The following is a 20,054-nucleotide window of genomic DNA, read 5'->3' as shown; positions in this document are numbered from 1 at the left end:
GCGCTACTGCACGCTGAAGCCGGCCGTTCTGACGGTCACGATCGCGCTCCCGGGTGCTCGCGACCGGACGTGCCCCGGTGCGTCGGGGTTGTTGTGCGTGACCAGCACGCGCAGGTTCTCGACCTCGCGCAGCTCGACCGGACCGGTGCGTGGCCGGAGCGTCACCCGCACCTGCAGGATGACGGCGATGAGGACAGCCGCCGCGGAAACGGCCCCGATGAACCCGAACACCATGAGGGCGGGGATCACGACGTTGCCGCTGCCCCCTGCTCCCAGCAGCGCGAACGTCCGCGCCACGAGTTCGAGCAGACCGACCATGCTCCGACGCTAGCAGCTCCCTCGAAGTCGACTCAGTTCACCAACGGGTACCAGTGTCGGTCGCGCAGCTGAAGCTCGTCGTCGTCGAGACGCACCCACGTGCCGTCAGTGATCGGGGCCGCGTCCGAAGCCCACACGCCGAAGTGGGCGAGCGGGGCCGGCCACTCGTATCCGTCATTCGGCGCTTCGACGACGTTGCGCACGGCGCCGACGAACTGCATGGGCGGGTGCTCGCCGGTGATGCGCTGCGCCAGTTCGCGAACGGCAGCCGTGCCGTCGGCATCAGCGGATGCAGCGTCGAGCATCGGCAGATCGAGCCGACCTGTGCCCTGCCTCGGCACGCAGAACACCCGATCGGAGTCGCGCAGGAGCAGGCGCACGACCGACATCGGCCGGGGTGGTGTCGTCCGGCGGACCACCTCGGCCCGGCCTCCAGGAGGCAGCCACGGCGCGTCATGCGTCACGTGGACGAGCGTCTCGTCTTCGTTCACGCCGCGAGCGTACCTGAACCCAGGGAGCAGGCCATCCCCGGACGACGTGCGCAACGAGGTCATAACTCGCTGGCCACTCCGAGTGGTGGGAGGACACCCTGGGCCGCCGCCACGGCTCGGGCGACGATGAGGGGCGGGTCGACGATCGTCCCGGTGGCGATCAGTGCGTCGAGCTCGGGCAGCGGGATCCGCACGAGCCGCACCTGCTCCGCGGGATCCGATCGGTCTGCCAGGCCGTCACGGATGCCTCGAGTCGAGACGAACAGGTGAGTCGGCCAGGACGCCCGCCCCGGGTTCATGAAGAAGGTGTGCAGCGGTCGGAGATCGTCCGGAACGATGCCGAGTTCCTCTTCGAGCTCGCGCCGGGCGGCCTCGAGCGGGGCTTCGTCCGTTCGACCGGCACCACCCGGCAGGTCGTGGATCCAGCGGTCGAGCGGGTATCGGTACTGCCGGGCGAGGAGCACGTCGTCGCCGTCGATGATCAGCGAGGCGACGGAGAAGGGGACGCTCTCGTCGACGAGGTACTCCGACCGCGACCCGTCCGGCAATCGGACCTCGTGATCGACCAAGGTGACCCGGCCCCGGTGGACCGTCGTCCTTCCGAAGGTGGTCCAATGCGATTCATCCGCAACAGGCATCCGCCCACCCTACGGTCGAGCGGCGGCCGGCGGTCAGGTCGTCAGCGGAAGTCGCCCAGCTGGCGCTCGACGGGCACCGTGCCCTCGACGATCACGTCGCCGGTGTGCGCAGTCGTGACGGTCTCGATCAAGACGATCTCGACCTCCTCGTCGGCGATGGGATTGTGCTGCACGCCCCGCGGCACGACGAAGAACTGGCCCGGCGTGAGCACGACCTCCTCATCGTCGGGGAGCTGGATACGGAGCGTGCCGGAGACGACGAGGAACATCTCGTCCTCGTTCGCGTGGTCGTGCCAGACCAACTGGCCGAGGAGCTTCGCGACCTTCACGTATTGATCGTTGACCCGCCCGACCACTCGAGGCGTCCAATGGGCCTCGACCTGTCGGAGTTCGGCGGCGATGTCGATTCCGTGGAGAGCGTTCATGTGTCCATCCTCTCCCGGCTGGAGTGCGTATGCGGACGTCCCTCTTCAGCAGGGGCATCGAGCATGGGCGATCTGGCGACGACGTCAGACGGGTCGGTATCGCATGGCGACCGCGCCCGAGCGGAGCTCCCGGCGGTCCACGAGTTCGAGCTCGATGCGCTCGCGCAGCCCGGCGAGCAGGGTCGGGCCGCGTCCGGTAAGCACCGGCTGCACGAGGAACTCGTACTCGTCGATCAGTCCCAGGTCCGCCAGCGCGAGCGGCAGCGTCACCCCACCCACCCACAGGCCCTCGCCCGGTTCCTCCTTGAGCCGCCGGACCTCCTCCTCGAGGTCGCCACGGACCAACTCCGCGTTCCAGTCGGGATCACTCAACGTGCTCGAGACCACGCACTTCTCCGCCCGGTCGATGGTCTCCGCGAAGGGGACCTGCCACGGCTCGACCCAGTCCGGCCAGGTGCCGGAGGCCGGCCTCCGCCAGGCGGACTCCATCATCTCGTAGGTCACCCTGCCGAACAGGAGGGCGTCCGCCCGCGCCAGCTGCTCGGTCCAGTACTGCATCGACTCCCCATCCGGCAGGAGTCCCGCCTCGTGATGACAGCACCCGTCGAGTGTCACGTTGATCGAGTATCGGAGTGGTCTCATCGCACTGCGCTCCCTCACGGATCGACGGCCTCCCGACGCTGGGAACCCGTCTGGCCAGCGAACCACGTCGCTGATCGGATGTCGATCACAGGTGTCTCGTCGCCCTGCCAGACTGGCGTCGATGATCATCCGCACCGAACGAACCACCCTCGAACCGATCTCACCGGCGCTCGCGCGACGCATCGTCGAACGCGACGAGCGTGACGGTGACGCCTGGCACCCGGAGTACCCCTTCGCCGATGAGCTCGGCCCGCTCCGCGGTCTTGCGGAATCGACCGTCAGCGACCCGATCTTCACGATGTACCTCATCCGTGATGCCGACGGTTCGGCCGTCGGTGGACTCGGCTTCTTCGGGCCGCCGGACAGCGACGGTCGCGTCGAGTTCGGCTATGGTCTCGTTCCCGCCGCTCGCGGGGTCGGACTCGCGACGGAAGCGGTCGTCGGCGCGCTGTCGTTCGCCGCAGCGCACGGCGCCGAACGGGCGGCCGCTGAAACCGACGTCACGAACGTCGCATCACAGCGGGTGCTCCTGAAGGCGGGACTGGCGGAGACCGGACGCACCACCACGACGGTGTCGTTCGCGCGCGAGCTCTGACAGCAGATGCAAGCCATGGTCGAGGCCTGATGGCTCCGCTCGCCCGAGCGGAACGTGAGGAGACCGTCGGGGTTCCGGGGATCGACGTATGGATCCCGTGAGGGCGATCGCTCGGGCAGACGGTGAGGCGTAGACCGGAGGTCATGACCCTCACGACGATCCTGCCTTCACTCCGCCGCAGCATCCCGGACCCGTTCGCCCCCGACCGCTGGCCGGCACACACCCACCTCAGCACCACGGACGTGATCGTCGACGACGTTCCGATGCTGCGCCTGGTCGAACAGTGCGGAACCCCGTGCGTCCATTCGGCGGCAGCGGTGATCCCCGGCACGGGCGGGTGCCCGTCCCCCGCCGCACGCACCTCCGTGGTCGTCGTCCGCGTGAACACGGCGATCTTCGACGAGGACGGCCATCACCTCACCCTCGAGGCCTGCCTCTCAGACGTCGAACCGTGCTGGTCGGAACTCCGGCTCATCGGGCGAGCGTCGACGACGCACACGGTGCCGTTCCGCATCGGCAGCGAGGCCGGAATCGAGCAGCGCGTGCCACTCCCCCGCGACCTCGCGCCCGGCGACCTGCTCGCCGTGCCGTGTCGCGGCGAGGTCGCTCAGTCGGTCGGCTCGGCGTCGGGCTTCATCCAGAACGGCGAGTAGTGGTACCCGTCGGGGTCGTCGAATTGGCGCTGGTACATGAAGGGGTAGTCGTCGGTCTCGCCGATCCGTCCACCCGCGGCCCCAGCGCGCTCGACGAGCTCGTCGACCGCCTCGCGGCTCCCGAGGTCGAACGAGACCGTGACCTTCGAGGGCGTGTCGGGTCCACCGATCAGCTCCTCAGTGCCGCCGACGCTCGCGTACATCTCCCGGCTGCCGAGCATGACGTACTGCTCGGGCGCGATCTCGAAGCAGGACACCTGGTCGGTGGACATCGCGGCGTTGCGGGTCCAGCCGAGGGCGTCGTAGAAGGCGGTCGCGCGTTCGACGCTCTCGACCGGACACGTGATGAAGAGGCTCATGCGGTCAAGCTACGCCCGGCGTGAGCGGGTCCACAAGGACGTTCTTCCGAGGTTCACTCGGACGGCGCCCATGGCACGGTCGGGTCGATCGTCGTCGCGATCTTCGCGCTGATCTCGGCCAGTTGCCGCACCTGCGCCTGGGTGAGCGAGCCGAAGACGAGCTCCTCGACCAGGGCGTGGTGCGCGGGCGTGGACCGCGCGACGTGAGCGTGCCCGTCGTCGGTGAGCACCGCGAGCGTGAACCGACCGTCGCTCGGGTCGACCTCACGCCGCACCCAGCCGTGCTTCTCCAGTCGCGAGATCGCGCGGGAGAGCCGGGAGAGCGTGCTGCTCGCGTACCCGGCGAGGGTGCTCATCCTGAGCGCGCGGTCCTGGGCGGTGTCGAGCGCGAAGAGCAGCCCGTGCTCGTAGTGGCTCAGCCCGCTGTCGCGCTGCAGCTGGGCGTCGAGGGCGGCGGGGAGTCGCTCGAGCAGGGTGGCGACGGACGCCCAGGCTGCAAGCCGATCACCGCTGAGGCCGGGACGTTCGGCGGGATCGGTCATGGGGCAAGCCTATTCGACTTGCTTGAGCAAGTGAGCCGACCTATGGTGACTTTCCTGAGCAAGTGAATCGGCGCATCGCCGACAGAGGGAGATGACATGGACCTACAACTCCGAGGCAAGACGGCCTTCATCAGCGGATCGACCGGCGGGATCGGCGCAGCCATCGCCCGGACGCTCGCCGCGGAGGGTGCACGGGTCATCGTGAACGGGCGCTCCGAGCAGGCGGTGCATGATGCGGTCACCGCACTTCGGCGCACGCACCCCGACGTCGGCCACGACGGGATCGTCGCGGACTTCGCCGATCCGGCCTCCGTCGAGCGATTGCTCGGCGACCTCGCCGCCGTCGACATCCTGGTGAACAACGTGGGCCGGTTCGGTCTCGCGCAGTTCGAATCCATCTCGGACGACGACTGGGCCCACATCCTCGAGGTCAACCTGATGAGCGGCGTCCGGCTGTCCCGGCACGCCCTGCCAGGCATGTTGGATCGCGGCTGGGGGCGCATCCTCTTCATCAGCAGCGAGTCCGGTGTGAACATCCCCGCCGACATGATCCACTACGGCGTCACGAAGGCGGCGATGGTCGCCCTCGGCAACGGACTCGCGAAGCGGACCCGCGGCACCGCCGTGACAGTCAACACGATCCTCGGCGGCCCGACCTACTCGGACGGCGTCGCCACGACGATCGCGTCGATCGCCGCCGACCAGGCCGCGCCTGTCGACGCCGTGAAGGCCTCGATCATCGGTCGCAACACCACCACCCTGCTCGAACGCTTCATCGAGCCCGAGGAGATCGCCGCGCTTGCGGCCTACCTCGCGAGCCCACTGGCGTCGGCGACGAACGGTGCGGCCCTCCGCGCGGACGGCGGAGTGCTGACCGGGATGCTCTAGCCCGGCCGGTTGCGACGGGGCTGGCGGCGGCACTATCGGATACCGGCGCCCTCGTCACTCGGAGGAGCGACGCTCCCGTACCGCGTCGAAGGTCCGCTGCAGCGCACCGATGGACGACTCGGAGTCGACCTGGGCGACGCCGATGAAGAGGCAGTCGACGACCATCAGCTGCGCGATCCGACTCCCGAGCGCTCCCGAGCGGAACGCCGTCTCCCGCGCGGACGTCTGGAGGACGATGTCCGCGCTGGTCGCCAGGGTCGACTCCGCGTGGTTCGTGATCGCGATGGTCGTCGCGCCGGAGCGGGCCGCGAGCCGGAGATAGTCGACGGTGTCCGCGGTCGCGCCGGAGTGCGAGATCGCGACGGCGACCGCCTGCTCGTCGAGGATCGCCGCGGCGGTCCAGGCGGCATGCGGGTCGGGCCATTCGAGCGCCACCCGTCCGATCCGCGAGAGTTTCCGCTGCAGGTCGACGGCGACGATCGAGCTCGCCCCGACACCGAAGATGTCGACCCGGCGAGCGCCGGCGACCGCGGCGACCGCACGCGTGAGGGCTGCCGTGTCGAGGGCCTGAGCGGTGTCGGCGATCGAGAGGGATTCGTTCGCGGCGACTTTCGCGACGATGTCGTCGAGGCTGTCGCCGGCGACGATGTCGGGCGACTGCACATTGGTCCCGGCGAGCGCGAGCCGCTCGCGGAGGTTCTCCTCGGTCAGGTCGTGGCGGAAGTCCTTGAAGCGGTCGTAGCCGATCTTGCGCGTGAAGCGCACGACCGTCGTCGTCGATGTCGAGGCCTCCTCGGCGATCTCGGCGACCGACCGCGTCGCGAAGGCGCCCGGGTCGGCGAGCAGCGATTCGGCGATCCGCCGCTCGGAGGGGCGGAGTTCGTCGAGGCGGGCGCGCACCTCGGTGGACACCGCTCGTGATGTCCGGTGGACGTCGGCTCCCATCGGTGCTCCTCTCGACCGTGAACACTGTACCGTCGGCACCCACCGGCGGGATGTATGGAAATTACCATCCAGCGTCAAACTGTGTATGTTTGTTGCAACGACTCGCGACCGGTGCCCTCCTCAGGTGCGGACTGGCCGACACGTATAGCGGAGTACCGCGGGTACTGCCGGCATGCACGATCCAGGAACCAAGGGAGGTCCCGTGACCAGCTCCACACCACGCAGCGACGTGATCAGCAGCACTGCCCGACGCCGGGCCATCGTCGCCGGCAGCGTCGGCAACTTCATCGAGTGGTACGAGTTCGGGATCTACGGGTTCCTCGCCACGATCCTCGCCGCACAGTTCTTCAGCGACGGCCAACAGACCGGTATCGAGTCGCTCATCGCGACCTACGCGTCCTTCGCGATCGCCTTCTTCTTCCGCCCGGTCGGGGCTGCGCTCTTCGGCCGCATCGGCGACCGGATCGGCCGCAAACCGACGCTCATCCTCGTCCTGGTCATGATGTCCGGGGCGACCGCCCTCATCGGCATCCTCCCGACGTACGCCTCGATCGGCGTCGCGGCGCCCATCCTGCTCACGATCGTGCGCATCCTGCAGGGCCTCTCCGCCGGCGGTGAGTTCGGCGGCGCCGTCTCGGTCATGACCGAGTTCGCCCCGGCCGGGAAGCGTGGCTTCTACGGATCGTGGCAGTCGTTCACGGTCGCACTCGGACTCCTCGGCGGCGCCGGCACCGTCGCGCTGCTGGCATCCCTGCTGTCCGAAGCCGATCTGGCGGCGTGGGGCTGGCGGATCGCCTTCCTGCTCGCCATCCCCCTCGGCGCGGTCGCCCTGTTCCTCCGCTTGAAGCTCGAGGAGACGCCGGAGTTCCAGAAGGTTGCCACCGCCGACACCACCAAGGTCGCCGAGCCGGTCGTCCGCGCGGGTGCCGCAGAGACCGCCAAGGCGATCCTCCTGGGGATCGGCCGCCTGATGGGCTGGTCCGCCGCCGGGTACACCTTCCTCGTCGTCATGCCCTCCTACCTCCAGAGCAGCCTCAACGCGTCCTTCCAGGAGGCGCTGATCTCCACGGTGCTCGCGAACGCCGGCTTCGCCGCGACGATCCTCCCGGCCGGCTGGCTGTCCGACAGGATCGGTCGGCGTTGGGTGATGCTCACCGGCACCGGTCTCATCGTGATCCTGGCGCTGCCCCTGCTCAACGTGCTGCAGAACCCGGACCTCGGCGTCGGTGTCCACGGCCTCGCCGTGTTCGTCGCCGGAGCGGTCGTCGGCCTGATCGCAGGCCCGGGCCCCGCCATGCTCGCCGAGATGTTCCCCACCTCCGTGCGATACACCGGTCTCGGACTGTCCTACTCGATCTCGAACGCCGTCTTCTCGGGCAGCGCCGGCCTCATCATCACCTCGCTGATCGCCTCGACCGGTAACGTCGACGTCCCGGCCTACTACGTGATGGCGACCTGCCTGGTGAGCGCGATCGCCATCGGCACGCTCCGCGGGAACGCCCACCGGGCGGAGCTGCGCAAGTGAGCCGCCCGATGCGCGTCATCGGCCTCATGTCCGGCACCTCGCACGACGCGATCGACGCCGCCGCAGCCGAGATCGGCGTGGACGGCGACACCCTCGTCGTCCGCCCGCTCGGGATGATCACCGCCGGGTACGACCCGGAACTGCGAGCCGCTATCACCGCAGCCCTGCCGCCGGCGACCACCACTGTCGACGACGTCTGCCGGTTGGACACGCGGATCGGGCAGGCCTTCGCCGATCTCGCGGTCCGAGCGGTCGAAGAACTCTGCGGCGGGGAGGCCGACCTGATCGTCTCCCACGGCCAGACGATGTACCACTGGGTGGAGGGCGGCCGGGTCGAGGGCACGCTCCAGCTCGGCCAGCCGGCCTGGATCGCCGAACGCACGGGCTGCACCGTCGTCGCCGACCTGCGTTCGCGTGACGTCGCGGCCGGTGGGCAGGGCGCTCCGCTCGTGAGCATGATCGACGCGCTCTGGCTGGGTGGCGAGACCGCTGCGGCCGTCAACCTCGGCGGCATCGCCAACGCCACCATCGTGCGGCCGGGCCACGACCCGATCGCCTTCGACAGCGGACCGGCGAACGCGCTCATCGACGCCGTCGTCGCCGAGCACACCGGCGGCGCCCGGCAGTTCGACGCCGACGGCGAGCTCGCCGCGCGTGGCACCGTCGACGAGGAGACGCTCGACCTCCTCCTGCGCGAGCCGTACTACCAGCGCCCCGCCCCGAAGTCGACGGGCAAGGAACTGTTCCACCTCGACTACCTCCGCGAGCAGCTCGCCGGCCGTCCGACGCTTCCGATCGAGGACCTCGTCGCGACCCTCACCGAGCTGACCGCACGGACCGTAGCCGACGCCGTCCGTGGGGTGGAGCGCGTCATCCTCGCCGGCGGAGGGGTGCGCAATCCTCAGCTCGTCGCGCGCATCCGGGCCGCACTCCCCGAGGCCGACGTCGTCAGCAGCGACGACGCGGGCCTCCCCTCCGACGCGAAGGAGGCGCTCGCCTTCGCCGTCCTCGGCTTCCTGACGGTGAACGGCCAGGCCGGATCCCTCCCCTCGGCCACCGGCGCCTCACACGGCAGCGTCCTGGGTGCGATCGTCCCGGGACGCTCGCTCCCCGCGCGGACGCTCGACGGGCCGCCTCGCTCGCTGCGGTTCGAAGCATGACCGACGACAGCCCCACGGACCACCACGACGGCGTCAGCCCGTCCGACCCAGAACGGAGGGCCGTTCGTGCCTGAAGCATCGAGTACCTTGGCAGCGCTCTCCACCGAGGGACGCAACCCGCGCACGGTCGACCTCGACACGCTGGACACGCTCCGGCTGCTCGAGGTGATCAACGACGAGGACCGACTCGTCGCCGACGCGGTCCGAGCGGAACTGCCGAGCATCGCGCGCGCCGTGGAACGCATCACGGAGGCTCGCCGGCAGGGTGGGCGACTCGTCTACCTCGGTGCGGGGACGAGCGGCCGGATCGGACTGCTCGACGCGGTCGAGTGCCCGCCGACCTTCGGCACCGATCCCTCCGAGGTCCTGGGGCTCATCGCCGGGGGCGAGCACGCCTTCGTCGTCGCCGTCGAGGGCGCCGAGGACGACATCGAGCTCGGCGCCTCGGAACTCATCGCGGCCGACCTCCTCCCCACGGACGTCGTCGTCGGTCTCGCGGCCAGTGGTCGCACCCCGTACGTCATCGGCGGCCTGCGCTACGCACGCCATCTGGGCGCGGGGACGATCGCGGTGTCCTGCAACCGGAACGCCCGGATCAGCGCCGAGGCGGACATCGCCATCGAGGTGATGACCGGCCCTGAGGCGCTCACCGGTTCGACCCGGCTGAAGGCCGGCACCGCGCAGAAGCTCGTCTGCAACATGCTGTCCACCGCGTCCATGGTGCGCTCGGGCAAGGTCTTCTCCAATCTCATGGTCGACGTGAAGCCGACCAACGAGAAGCTCGTCGACCGCGCGCAGCGGATCGTCGCGGACGCCACCGGTGTCGAGCGGTCGATCGCCGACGCCGCCCTGGAGCAGGCCGGCGCACACGCCAAGACCGCCGTCGTCATGCTGCTCGCCGATGTGGACGCGGCGACGGCCGCCCGGCTGCTCGAATCGCACGACGGCGACGTCCGCTCGGCCGTGGCCGCGGCGAGCGCCTGAGCAGGAACGAAAGGACACCGTGGAGATCATCATCCTTCCCGACGCCGCCGAGGTCGGTCGCGTCGCCGGCGCGAAGATCGCGTCGATCGTCGCCGGACGGCCCCAGGCCGTCATCGGCCTGGCGACCGGGTCCAGCCCGCAGGGCATCTACAAGGAGCTGGCCCGTCGCGTGCAGGAGGACTCGCTGTCGTTCACCGAAGCGCGCGGCTTCGCGCTGGACGAGTACGTGGGCATCCCGGCCGACCACCCCGAGTCGTACGCCAGCGTGATCACGCGCGAGGTCGTCGCCCCGCTCGGCTTCGAACCCTCGCGCGTCCGTGTCCCGGACGGTCGCGCCGCAGACCTCGCGGCCGCCGCGAAGGAGTACGACCGGGCCATCGCCGAGGCCGGCGGCATCGACGTGCAGATCCTCGGCATCGGGTCGAACGGACACATCGGATTCAACGAGCCGACGTCGTCGTTCGCGTCACGCACGCGCATCAAGACCCTCGCGCCGAAGACCCGACAGGACAACGCCCGCTTCTTCGACTCGCCCGACCAGGTACCGACCCACTGCATGACGCAGGGGCTCGGGACCATCCTCGAGGCGCGCGAACTCGTGCTGGTCGCCCAGGGTGCTGGAAAGGCCGACGCCGTCGCGGCCGCCGTCGAAGGACCGCTCAGCGCGTTCGTCCCCGGGTCGGCGCTCCAGTTGCACGAGCACGCGACCGTCGTCATCGACGAAGCGGCGGCATCAGGGCTGCGGTTGTCGGACTACTATCGCTACACCTACGACAACCGGCCGGACTGGCAACGCTTCGAATGAATCGGCCGGGCGATGGCCGACGACGCCCCCGTCCTCTGAGGCGTCCGGCCACCGCAGCCGCAACCCAGCACCCCGCTCCCCTGCACCCCGCTGACGCCCGCATTCGAGAAGGAAGCCTCGTGGCACACCCGACCACCGCCCCATCCCGCATCACCGAAGCCATCGGCGGAGCCGTGGGCGATCCCACGCGCATCCGCACCAGGGCGATCGACCTGGCCGCCTACGCCGGGGATGCATCGCACTACCTGCTGACGCCGGAGGCGGTCGTCATCGCGGAGAGCGCTGCCGAGGTCGCAGCGATCCTCCGGGCGGCGACGCGGTCCGCCGCACCCGTCACGTTCCGGTCGGGTGGCACCAGCCTGTCCGGCCAGGCGTCAGGTTCCGGCATCATCGTCGACACCAGGCAGCGGTTCAAGACCATCGAGGTGCTCGACGACGGCAAGCGCGTCCGGGTGCAGCCGGGTGCGACGGTGGCGCAGGTCAACGCGCGACTCACCCGACTCGGCTACCGGCTCGGCCCGGACCCGGCGAGCGAGGTGGCGTGCACGATCGGCGGTGTGATCGCGAACAACTCCAGCGGTATGGCCTGCGGGATCGACGAGAACACCTATCGGACGCTGGAGTCGATGGTGTTCGTCCTCCCGTCCGGCACCACGATCGACACGGCCGACCCGACGGCCGACCGGCAGCTCCACGAAGCGGAACCGGAGCTCGCCGAGGGCATCGAGCGCCTGCAGCGCCGCGTGCGATCGGATCCGGCGTCGGTCGCGTCCATCGAGCGCCAGTTCTCCCTGAAGAACACCATGGGGTACGGGATCAACGCGTTCCTGGACTTCGAATCGCCCGTGGACGTCCTGCAGCACCTCATCATCGGCTCGGAAGGCACGCTGGCCTTCGTCGCCGAGGCGACCTTCCGCACCGTCCCCGTCCTCCCGCTGGTGTCGACGGCACTGGCCGTGTTCCCCTCCCTCGACGCGGCGACGCGCGCGCTGCCCGAGTTGGTCGCGTCCGGAGCCGCCACGCTCGAGCTCATGGACGCCACGTCCCTGACGGTCGGGCAGCGGCTCCCCGGCAGCCCGGCGGAGATCCAAGGGGTCACGCCGCAGGATCACGCGGCACTCCTCGTCGAGTACCGCTCCGAGGACGCCGTCGAGCTCCGGGACCGCGCGACGGCGGGCGGCGTGCTCCTGAACGGTCTGGACGTGCACGCGCCGGTGGTGTTCTCGAGCGACGCGTCCCAGCGGTCGCGCGCCTGGGCGCTCCGCAAGGGTCTCTACGCCTCGGTCGCGGGAGCGCGCCCCTCCGGCACCACGGCCCTCCTCGAGGACATCGTCGTCCCGACCGCCGCCCTCGCAGACACCTGCGCGAGCCTGCAGGAGCTCTTCGTGCAGCACGCCTATCGCGACTCGGTCATCTTCGGCCACGCGAAGGACGGCAACATCCACTTCATGCTGACCGACCGGTTCGAGGGCGACGCCGCGCTCGGCCGGTTCAACGGCTTCACCGAGCAGATGGTCGACCTCGTCCTCGACGCGGGCGGCAACCTGAAGGCCGAGCACGGCACGGGTCGCGCCATGGCACCGTACGTCCGCCGGCAGTACGGCGATGAGCTGTACGGGGTGATGCTCGAGCTGAAGCGGTTGGTCGACCCGGCCGGGGTGATGAACCCCGGCGTGCTGATCGACGAGGATCCCAAGGCGCACCTCCAGGGGATCAAGCTCCAGCCGACGGTCGAGGAGGAGGTCGATCGCTGCGTGGAGTGCGGGTACTGCGAACCCGTCTGCCCGAGTCGCGACCTGACGCTGACGCCGCGGCAGCGCATCGTCGTCCGCCGTGCCGAGGAGTCCGCTCGCGCCCGCGGGGACATCGCCCTCGCCGAGGAGCTCGCGGACGACTACGACTACGCCGGCGTGCAGACCTGTGCCGTCGACGGGATGTGTCAGACCGCGTGCCCGGTCCAGATCAACACGGGCGCGCTGGTCAAGCGCATCCGGCGCACGGAGGCGGCTCCGGTCGCCGCCGCGGGTTGGAAGGCGGCCGCCACCGGTTGGGGGCCGGTCACGCGGATCGGTTCGGTCGCACTCTCCGGCGCGAAGCTCCTGCCGGCTCCGGTGGTCGGTGCGGTGACCGACGTGGCCAGGGCCGTGCTCGGTACCGACACCGTGCCGAAGTACTCAGGAGATCTGCCGGGCGGCGGACGCTCGCGGAAGGCACTCGGTCGGACGGTGGGTGCCGCTGAGGGCCCGACCGTCGGCATCTACGTCCCGGCGTGCGTGAACAGCATGTTCGGCGCGGCGGACGGCGGGGACGGCGTCATGGGCGCTTTCACCCGACTGCTCGAACGGGCGGGCCTGAGCATGATCGTGCCCGACGGCGTCGAGTCGATCTGTTGCGGCACCCCGTGGTCGTCGAAGGGCTTCGCGTCCGGCGCTGCGGTGAACGAGCAGCGCACGGTCGAACGCATTCGAGCGGCCGTGGCCGACAGCGGCCTGGTGGTCGTCAGCGACGCGTCGAGCTGCACCGAGGGCTTCGCGAAGCTCCTCAGCGAGAGCGGCGTGGTCGTCGAGGACGCGGTGGCCTTCGCCGCCCGGGAGATCCTGCCTCGGGTCGACGTCTCAGCGCAGATCGAGCAACTCGTCCTGCACCCGACCTGCTCCTCACGGCAGATGGGCCTCGACCCGGATCTCGTGCGGATCGGCGAAGCCGTGGCCGAGCGCGTGCACGTCCCGGACGACTGGGGCTGCTGCGCCTTCGCCGGCGACCGCGGCATGCTGCACCCCGAGCTGACGGCGTCCGCGACGAAAGCCGAGGCCGCCGAGGTCGCCGCCCTCGGTGCCGATGCGCACGCGTCGTGCAACCGCACCTGCGAGCTCGGGATGACCCGTGCCACGGGCGAGGACTACCGCCACGTGCTCGAGCTGCTCGACGCCGCGTCGTCCGGCCCGGCCTAGGAGACACCGCGCCCCGCTGCCGTTCTGATCCCGAGTCGACGCCCTCGACTGCCCGTGCTCAGCGCGCCACGGCGAGACGGATGCCGAACCCGGTGATCGCGGTGCCGGCGACGACGTCGAGCGTCGTGGCGACCGCTCGTCGATTGAGCCACTGGCGGAATACCTGGGCGGTCAGGACGAGCGTCGTGAGCCACACCGATCCGAGGATGACGTGGACGCTGGTGAGCGCCATGCCCCAAGCGAGTTGCGGTGCATGCGACGGAATGAACTGGGGCAGCAGGGCGAGGTAGAACGCGCCCATCTTCGGGTTCAACAGATTGGTCGTCAGCCCCTGGACGAAGCCCGACACCACGCCGCCCGACGATTCGGTGTCCCGAGCGTCAGGCGCGATCGACCGCTTGCTCCGCAGCGCCGTCCACACCATGCGCCCACCGATCCAGACCAGGTAGGCGGCACCCGCGAGGCGAAGTGCGTCGTACGCGACCTCAGACGCGGTCAACAGCGCTGTCACCCCGATCGCGGTGAGGGCGCCCCAGACGAGCGTGCCGACTTGGATACCGGCGATCACGCCCCAGGCGCGCCGCTTGCCGGTGAAGGCGGCGGTGCGCAGGACGAGGGCCGTGTCCAGCCCAGGGGTGATCGTCAACAGACCGACGACCAGGGCGAACGACCAGAGGGTTTCCGCGGGAGGCATCACGGACTCCCACTCTATCGACGCGTTCCTCCTGATCTGACGAAGCGGGGGCGAGAACCGGCACCGGTCGGTCGCCACTCATCCACTCGATCAGGGCGCGGCGATCCGGTCCAGCTCGGCGAGGTCCGCTTCGGCGAGCGTGAGCGCGGCGCCCGCGAAGTTCTCGCGGAGATGGGCCACGGATGACGTGCCCGGGATCAGCAAGATGTTGGGTGAGCGCTGCAGCAGCCACGCCAACGCGACGGACATCGGCGAAGCGTTGAGTCGAGCTGCGACCGCGGTGAGCGCGTCGGACTGCAGCGGGCTGAACCCACCGAGGGGGAAGAACGGGATGTAAGCGATCCCTTCGCCGGCGAGTCGGTCGATGAGCGCGTCGTCCCCTCGGTTGGCCAGGTTGTACGAGTTCTGCACCGACACGATCGGCGCGATCGCCTGCGCTTCCTCCACCTGCTCGGCGGTGGCGTTGCTCACGCCGAGGTGACGGATGAGTCCCTGTCGCTGCAGGTCGACCAGGGTCTCGAAGGCTTCCGTGACCGGCTCGGGAACTGGTCCGTTCGCATCACCCAGGCGGAGATGGACGAGGTCGAGGACGTCGACACCGAGCGTCTCGAGATTGTCGTCGATCTGCGCTTTGAGCTCATCGGGCTTCCGCGCTGCAGGCCAGCCGCCCTGCGCGTCACGGCGTCCGCCCGCCTTCGTCGCGATGAGCAGTTCCGCGGGATACGGGTGCAGGGCCTCGCGGATGAGTTCGTTGACGACGCGGGGCCCATAGGTCTCCGCGGTGTCGATGTGGGTGATGCCGACGCCGGCCGCTTCGCGGAGGACGGCGAGAGCCGCGTCATGGTCTTTCGGCGGGCCGACCACCCATGGGCCGGCGAGTTGCATGGCGCCGTAGCCGAAGCGGGAGACCGTGTGGTCGCCCAGGGTCCAGGTGCCGCCGGGGAGTTCCAGGGTGGTCGGGTTCATCGATGTGCCTTCCGGTGGGTGTCGGCCGAAGTGTCGTCATCCACTCTGGGCGAGGCGCTACCCTTTCGGAAGGAGTTACCTGAAAGTGCGTTGATACCGAAAGCGAGACCATGGCCACCATCACCGCGGCAGATCAGCGGGCTGCGGCGAAGACGCAGTACAACGCGTTCCTCGCCGCCTGTCCGAGCCAGCAGCTCCTCGCGCAGGTGTCCGGGAAGTGGGTGGCTCTCGTGCTGTCGGCGCTCGGGAGCGGTCCGGACTGCGACGGCGAGCCGCGACCGATGCGGTACTCCGAGCTGGCGCGGACGCTCGCGGGTGTGAGTCCGAAGATGCTGTCGCAGACCCTGAAGTCGTTGGAACGCGACGGGCTCATCAGCCGGACGGCGACCGCGACGGTTCCCGTGACCGTGACCTACGACCTGACCGACCTCGGGCTCTCACTCCATGAGACCGTCCGGCAGCTCAAGGCGTGGTCCGAGCTGCACCGCGACGAGGTCTCGGCGCACCAAGCGCGGTTCGACGCTGCCAGGCCCCAGTGAATCGCGAGCCTCGGACGATTCGACCGGAACCTGAGAGGCCTCGTCCTCGACGCACTCCCCGTCGCCCGGGCTCGTGAGCATGCCCCGCGCCCTGGTTCCGGAGAAGCGGAACCAGGGCGCGGGGCATGCGGAACCGATCAGTGACCGGGCCCACCGTAGGCGGCGTCGGCGACGAATCCGCAGGACGCCTCCCAGGTGCTCTGCTCCGACTCGGGGTAGCTGGAGTCGTAGCCGGTCGCATCCAACTTCCACTGGTGGCTCTGCTCAGGCGACAGGCCGTCGGGCATCCCGGTCGCCTGTTGACCTTCGGGATACGGGTAGGCCTGGAGCGTCATGTCGACGGCGCCCACGAACTCGTGGCCGCGATCGGCCATGCACGAGCGCATCGCATCGATCCAGCCCTGGTACTGCGTCGCGAACGCCAGTGCCGTGGCACGCTCCTCCTCGGTCGGCACGTAGGCCGCCTCGGCGGCAGTGGTCGCCGCGTCACGCTCCTCCCGGCAAGGGACCGCAGCCGTCTGCCAGGCGTCCTGGTCGGCCTCGCTCAGGCCTGGCGGCATCCCGTCGAAGCTGGTGTCGTCGAACCCGAACCCCGCTTCGGTCATGCAGGACGCCATCGCGGCTTTACCAACCTCGAAGAATCGCTGCCACAGACCCTGCAGGTAGAACTCGTTGATGTACGTGGACTCGGTCGGCAGCGTGGTCGCGGCCGGCGTCGCGGCCGGAGACGCACTCTCGGTCGGCGTCGCGGGCGCCTCCGCCGGCGCCTCCGCGGAGCTCGCCACGGCCTGCGCTGCCACACCGCCGAGTCCGCCGGCGACCACCAGTCCGGACGTGAGCAATACCAGCATCTTCTTGCGAATCATCGTCTCCCCCAATGTTCGTGGAACGTGTTTATAGGAAGATAGCTTCCCCAAACGGATCTCGCAACCGGTCCCTGAGCCGGAACACGTCTCCCGGCCACTCGTCGAGCAGTGCAGCGGTGCCTCAATCCTGGGTGCTGTGAGCATTCCTCGGAACGACAGTGGGCCGGTGCGCGGCTGGCTCGGCCCGGATTGGGAAGCGATCCGGGTCTGACCGCGGACGGGCCCCGAGAGGTCTCCCGGGGCCCGTCATCGCACCGTGTGCGCTTACGCGACGCAGGACTTCAGTCCGTAGACGGAAGCAGCCAGGCCCACGTAGGCGACGACGCCGGTACCGGCCGTCTGGACGATGCCGTACGCCGACGCGCCGGTGCCGACGACGGCGACCAGGCAATCCATGTTGATGGCGTTCGGATCGGCGATGGTCCCGTGTCCGGTCAGCGCGATGGTTTCGATCTGCTTGCCGTTGATGTACTTCTGCAGGTACGAGCCCTTGCAGGTGCTCAGCGCCGCGCCCTTGCTCATGCTGTAGGACGAGCCGTCGGTGCCGACGCAGACGTATTCGTACTGCCCAGCGGGTTCGGCGTTCGCGGCGCCCGCCGCGCCGACGGTCAGCCCCATCGCTGCGACCGCGGTGATCAGGATCCGAGAGAACTTCGTACGCATCAGAGATACTCCTTTGTCTCGTTTGTTTCCGAAGCCGACACCGTACCCACCCGTCGTCGCTTGAAGTCAAGGACGAAGGCGTGTTACTCGCGGGCGCGCGTGCCACTCCGACGATCCGCGCGCCAGCCCGGCCGATTGTGGCCACAGGACCGATCGCTGGATCGGAGGCCGCACGATCGACACCCACATGAAGAACCTCTAGGCCGGTGGCGTGAGGTCGAGCGCATCGAGTTCGAGGACGAGTTCCATGCACCGCAGGCGTGCGCGGGAGAAGTCGTAGGGCATCATCCGGACGGCCTCGATGAGGCTCGTCGAGCCGCACGTCGGGCCTGCGCCGTCCTCGTCGTCGGGAAGGGGGTGCGACTCGTCCCACGCGTCGAAGCGGTCGTCGTCGGCCTGCGCCAGGCCGGAGTCCTCGATGACCGTGCGGAGGGCCGCCTCGAAGGCATGCCGTTCGGCAGCGACCTCAGCGACGCGGGGGTCGTCGACCGCGACCGTGTCGTCGAGTGCTTCCTCGGCGGCGTCGACCCGGTCGGACTCCTCCCGCAGCTCCGGGTGGGTGGCCAAGGCGATGAACCGCGAGGCCTGGACGGAGGCGCCGAGCCCACCGAAGATCCGCTCGGTCACGAGCAGGGTGTCCAGGTCGTCCTGCCGCAGGGCGCCCACGGGCAGGTCTGTGAGGCGGTCGCTCACGACGTCGGAGAGCAGCCCCAACCTGCTGCCCTGCGCACGCATGCGCTGCACGGCGGTCCGCTGCTGCTCGAGTTCCGCCTGCCGAGCGACGAGGGAGCCCTCCAGGCGGTCCAGGATCCGCGCGACATCATCGTCGGTATCGGTGATGCCTTCCGCAAAGGCGTCGCGGATGTCGTCGAGGGCGATGCCGGCGTCCGCCATCCGACGGATCCAGAGCAGGCGGATCATCTCGTCGTAGCCGTAGCGGCGGCGACCGTCGCTCCCCCGCTCGGGCTCAGGGAGCAGACCGATCTGGTGGTAGTGACGGATCGCCCGTGGGGTGATGCCGACGAACGCGGCGGCGCCTCCGATGGTGACCTGGCGCGGCGGGGTGAAAGTCGAGAACATGTGGGGGGCCTTCCTCGGTGGGCGGAATACGTCCACTGCACCACATGACGCTACGGCAGGTGCAAGTCGACCCACGGCCGTCCCCCGGGAGACGGATGTGCCTCAGTTGTGGTTCTCCTACGTTCGAGTGCACGAACAGGATGAAGCCGACCATGACCAGAGCAACGAGCCTGAACCTCTACCAGGACCACATCGCCCGCCACTCGCGTCGAAGGTCCGTCGAGAGCGCGCATTCCGCTCGCCAAGGCGTGACGAACGAACCGAAGGCGCACGCTCGGCACAGGGCAGCACCCTGGGGCGCCATGGTTACGCTGGCGATATGACCGATCGCGTCCTGCGGAACAGTGACCCGGTTGACCCTGACGCCGACGTGCGTGCCGAGCTGACGACCCGTCTCTCCGAACTGCGAGGTCAGCCGCGCCTCGATGCCGTGGTCGAGGCCTCCCGCGCGGCGGTACTGGCGGCAGTGCCGAGGCTGCGCAGCGCACAGGCGCGTCTTGCTCGGGACAGCGGTGGCGACGGACGAAGAGCGTCCCGCACCCGCTGGGGCGCTCGCGACACGGCGACGGTGGTCGCGCTCCTGCTCGGGCTCCTCGCGGCGGGCCTTGTCCTGCCGTCTCCCCGCAACGGCCGGCCGGCTCTCGGTGTCGACGAAGCCGCGATGTGGGTGGGGCTGTGCGCGATCGTCTCAGCGGTGATCTTCGGCCTCCTCGAACGGGGAAGACTCACGTCGTTCCTGCTCGGCGCACACACGCGCGGCGCGGCGCGGCTGTACGTGGTGGTCGGCGTCGTGTGGACAGTGGTCTTCGCTTACGTGGTGGTCAGCTGGGATGAGGTCGATCGGTACGAGCCCGCCCGAGCCATGACGGGCCTCGTGCTCCTCGGCACAGCTGTGGCCGGGATCGCTGCGCTGGCGGTGGTCGCTCGCCGCCGGGACCGCGTCGCGCTCGCTGATCCGATCACGGCGGCGAAGGACGAGTGGGGCAGGAGCCCGGGAGACGTCGATCCACTTCGGCAGTGGTGGGCTGCGCTCCCCAGCACGCTCACGCCAGCCGAGCGGCGTGCAGCGGATCGCGCCTACGGTGTGACGCTCGAGGTCTTGGAGGGGGAGAGGATCCTCCGGGCTCGCGACACACGGCGCCTCCGACGCAAGAATCCTGCCGCTGTCTGGCGGGGCGACGCAGGCTGAGATGAAGCGTGAGCACCGCCGACCGACAGCGACGCACGACAGCGCTCCGGGCGAGGATCCTCTCATCCGGTCAGCAGCGCTCCGTTCGCCGATGCACGGATGCCTCGTCGCCGTTCATGCAGCTTTCACCCGCGCG

The 20,054-nt window shown here is 69.5% G+C and carries 23 protein-coding genes; 10 read left to right on the top strand and 13 right to left on the bottom strand.

All coding sequences use genetic code 11. The annotated features are described in order from the left end of the window. Nucleotides 1-3 precede the first annotated feature (3 nt). The 5 genes from QRN44_RS18070 to QRN44_RS18050 all read right to left on the bottom strand — a co-directional run bounded on the left by QRN44_RS18070 (nt 4) and on the right by QRN44_RS18050 (nt 2,514). Nucleotides 4-318 carry a DUF6412 domain-containing protein gene (locus QRN44_RS18070; RefSeq protein ID WP_138945628.1) on the bottom strand — a complete coding sequence of 105 codons (315 nt, stop codon included), beginning with the start codon at nt 316-318 and terminating at the stop codon, nt 4-6. A gap of 32 nt (nt 319-350) precedes the next feature. Next, entirely contained in the window at nt 351-809 is a 459-nt protein-coding gene (locus QRN44_RS18065) for an NUDIX hydrolase (protein ID WP_285039937.1), read from the bottom strand. A gap of 59 nt (nt 810-868) precedes the next feature. Then, nucleotides 869-1,447: an NUDIX domain-containing protein gene (locus tag QRN44_RS18060; RefSeq protein WP_285039936.1), complete on the bottom strand. Its 579-nt coding sequence runs from the start codon at nt 1,445-1,447 to the stop codon at nt 869-871. Nucleotides 1,448-1,488: 41 nt separating this feature from the next. Beyond that, complete coding sequence (locus QRN44_RS18055; protein ID WP_064295627.1) at nt 1,489-1,872, bottom strand: cupin domain-containing protein; 384 nt, start codon at nt 1,870-1,872, stop codon at nt 1,489-1,491. 84 nt (nt 1,873-1,956) lie between these two features. Next, complete coding sequence (locus tag QRN44_RS18050; RefSeq protein WP_285039934.1) at nt 1,957-2,514, bottom strand: dihydrofolate reductase family protein; 558 nt, start codon at nt 2,512-2,514, stop codon at nt 1,957-1,959. 121 nt (nt 2,515-2,635) lie between these two features. Between QRN44_RS18050 and QRN44_RS18045 the strand changes: the two genes are divergently transcribed. Further along, nucleotides 2,636-3,109, top strand: a complete 474-nt coding sequence (locus tag QRN44_RS18045; RefSeq protein ID WP_121289381.1) for a GNAT family N-acetyltransferase — start codon at nt 2,636-2,638, stop codon at nt 3,107-3,109. A 143-nt stretch (nt 3,110-3,252) separates the two neighbouring features. Further along, nucleotides 3,253-3,762 carry a hypothetical protein gene (locus QRN44_RS18040; protein WP_285039933.1) on the top strand — a complete coding sequence of 170 codons (510 nt, stop codon included), beginning with the start codon at nt 3,253-3,255 and terminating at the stop codon, nt 3,760-3,762. Here QRN44_RS18040 and QRN44_RS18035 read toward each other — a convergent pair. Together QRN44_RS18035 and QRN44_RS18030 are read right to left on the bottom strand one after the other, a co-directional pair. Continuing rightward, a complete protein-coding gene (locus tag QRN44_RS18035) occupies nt 3,717-4,121 on the bottom strand; it encodes a VOC family protein (protein WP_285039931.1) in 405 nt (134 codons plus the stop codon). The genes QRN44_RS18040 and QRN44_RS18035 overlap by 46 nt on opposite strands. 53 nt (nt 4,122-4,174) lie before the next feature. Then, nucleotides 4,175-4,663, bottom strand: a complete 489-nt coding sequence (locus tag QRN44_RS18030; RefSeq protein WP_285039929.1) for a MarR family winged helix-turn-helix transcriptional regulator — start codon at nt 4,661-4,663, stop codon at nt 4,175-4,177. Between the two features lie 96 nt (nt 4,664-4,759). On the opposite strand from QRN44_RS18030, the gene QRN44_RS18025 reads away from it, so the two are divergent. Beyond that, a complete protein-coding gene (locus QRN44_RS18025; RefSeq protein ID WP_285039927.1) occupies nt 4,760-5,551 on the top strand; it encodes an SDR family NAD(P)-dependent oxidoreductase in 792 nt (263 codons plus the stop codon). A 54-nt stretch (nt 5,552-5,605) separates the two neighbouring features. Here QRN44_RS18025 and QRN44_RS18020 read toward each other — a convergent pair whose 3' ends face one another. After that, nucleotides 5,606-6,496 carry a MurR/RpiR family transcriptional regulator gene (locus QRN44_RS18020; RefSeq protein ID WP_071262092.1) on the bottom strand — a complete coding sequence of 297 codons (891 nt, stop codon included), beginning with the start codon at nt 6,494-6,496 and terminating at the stop codon, nt 5,606-5,608. Between the two features lie 202 nt (nt 6,497-6,698). Here QRN44_RS18020 and QRN44_RS18015 point away from each other — a divergent pair, with 202 nt between their 5' ends. The 5 genes from QRN44_RS18015 to QRN44_RS17995 all read left to right on the top strand — a co-directional run bounded on the left by QRN44_RS18015 (nt 6,699) and on the right by QRN44_RS17995 (nt 13,921). Continuing rightward, entirely contained in the window at nt 6,699-8,021 is a 1,323-nt protein-coding gene (locus QRN44_RS18015) for an MFS transporter (protein ID WP_064295641.1), read from the top strand. Then, nucleotides 8,018-9,181: an anhydro-N-acetylmuramic acid kinase gene (locus QRN44_RS18010; RefSeq protein WP_285039924.1), complete on the top strand. Its 1,164-nt coding sequence runs from the start codon at nt 8,018-8,020 to the stop codon at nt 9,179-9,181. Before QRN44_RS18015 ends, QRN44_RS18010 begins: the two co-directional genes overlap by 4 nt. 87 nt (nt 9,182-9,268) lie before the next feature. After that, entirely contained in the window at nt 9,269-10,165 is an 897-nt protein-coding gene (gene murQ, locus QRN44_RS18005) for an N-acetylmuramic acid 6-phosphate etherase (RefSeq protein ID WP_285039922.1), read from the top strand. Between the two features lie 19 nt (nt 10,166-10,184). Next, nucleotides 10,185-10,970, top strand: coding sequence for a glucosamine-6-phosphate deaminase (gene nagB / locus QRN44_RS18000; RefSeq protein ID WP_285039921.1), 786 nt, complete (start codon nt 10,185-10,187; stop codon nt 10,968-10,970). Nucleotides 10,971-11,089: 119 nt separating this feature from the next. Next, complete coding sequence (locus QRN44_RS17995) at nt 11,090-13,921, top strand: FAD-binding and (Fe-S)-binding domain-containing protein (RefSeq protein ID WP_285039920.1); 2,832 nt, start codon at nt 11,090-11,092, stop codon at nt 13,919-13,921. Between the two features lie 58 nt (nt 13,922-13,979). Here the strand turns inward: QRN44_RS17995 and QRN44_RS17990 are convergent, their stop codons facing one another. Both QRN44_RS17990 and QRN44_RS17985 read right to left on the bottom strand, forming a co-directional pair. Further along, the gene (locus QRN44_RS17990) at nt 13,980-14,615 is read right to left on the bottom strand and encodes a LysE family translocator (protein ID WP_064295645.1); all 636 of its coding nucleotides are present in this window, start codon (nt 14,613-14,615) and stop codon (nt 13,980-13,982) included. 90 nt (nt 14,616-14,705) lie between these two features. After that, a complete protein-coding gene (locus QRN44_RS17985; RefSeq protein ID WP_285039918.1) occupies nt 14,706-15,581 on the bottom strand; it encodes an oxidoreductase in 876 nt (291 codons plus the stop codon). A gap of 110 nt (nt 15,582-15,691) precedes the next feature. Here QRN44_RS17985 and QRN44_RS17980 point away from each other — a divergent pair, with 110 nt between their 5' ends. Further along, nucleotides 15,692-16,120, top strand: coding sequence for a winged helix-turn-helix transcriptional regulator (locus tag QRN44_RS17980; RefSeq protein ID WP_285039917.1), 429 nt, complete (start codon nt 15,692-15,694; stop codon nt 16,118-16,120). 137 nt (nt 16,121-16,257) lie between these two features. Here QRN44_RS17980 and QRN44_RS17975 read toward each other — a convergent pair whose 3' ends face one another. The 3 genes from QRN44_RS17975 to QRN44_RS17965 all read right to left on the bottom strand — a co-directional run bounded on the left by QRN44_RS17975 (nt 16,258) and on the right by QRN44_RS17965 (nt 18,729). Then, nucleotides 16,258-16,971 (bottom strand): hypothetical protein, encoded by a 714-nt coding sequence (locus QRN44_RS17975; RefSeq protein ID WP_285039916.1) that lies wholly within the window; start codon nt 16,969-16,971, stop codon nt 16,258-16,260. A 279-nt stretch (nt 16,972-17,250) separates the two neighbouring features. Next, nucleotides 17,251-17,649, bottom strand: coding sequence for a hypothetical protein (locus QRN44_RS17970; RefSeq protein WP_285039914.1), 399 nt, complete (start codon nt 17,647-17,649; stop codon nt 17,251-17,253). Nucleotides 17,650-17,847: 198 nt separating this feature from the next. Beyond that, nucleotides 17,848-18,729 carry a MerR family transcriptional regulator gene (locus QRN44_RS17965; RefSeq protein WP_285039912.1) on the bottom strand — a complete coding sequence of 294 codons (882 nt, stop codon included), beginning with the start codon at nt 18,727-18,729 and terminating at the stop codon, nt 17,848-17,850. 319 nt (nt 18,730-19,048) lie between these two features. Between QRN44_RS17965 and QRN44_RS17960 the strand changes: the two genes are divergently transcribed. Further along, the gene (locus QRN44_RS17960; RefSeq protein ID WP_285039911.1) at nt 19,049-19,918 is read left to right on the top strand and encodes a hypothetical protein; all 870 of its coding nucleotides are present in this window, start codon (nt 19,049-19,051) and stop codon (nt 19,916-19,918) included. Nucleotides 19,919-20,054: the final 136 nt, after the last annotated feature.

The organism is Plantibacter sp. lyk4-40-MEA-4 (assembly GCF_030209415.1).
GTDB lineage: Bacteria > Actinomycetota > Actinomycetes > Actinomycetales > Microbacteriaceae > Plantibacter > Plantibacter flavus_A.
Note: the sequence above shows the minus strand (reverse complement) of the source record. Positions and strands in the feature narration are given on the sequence as shown.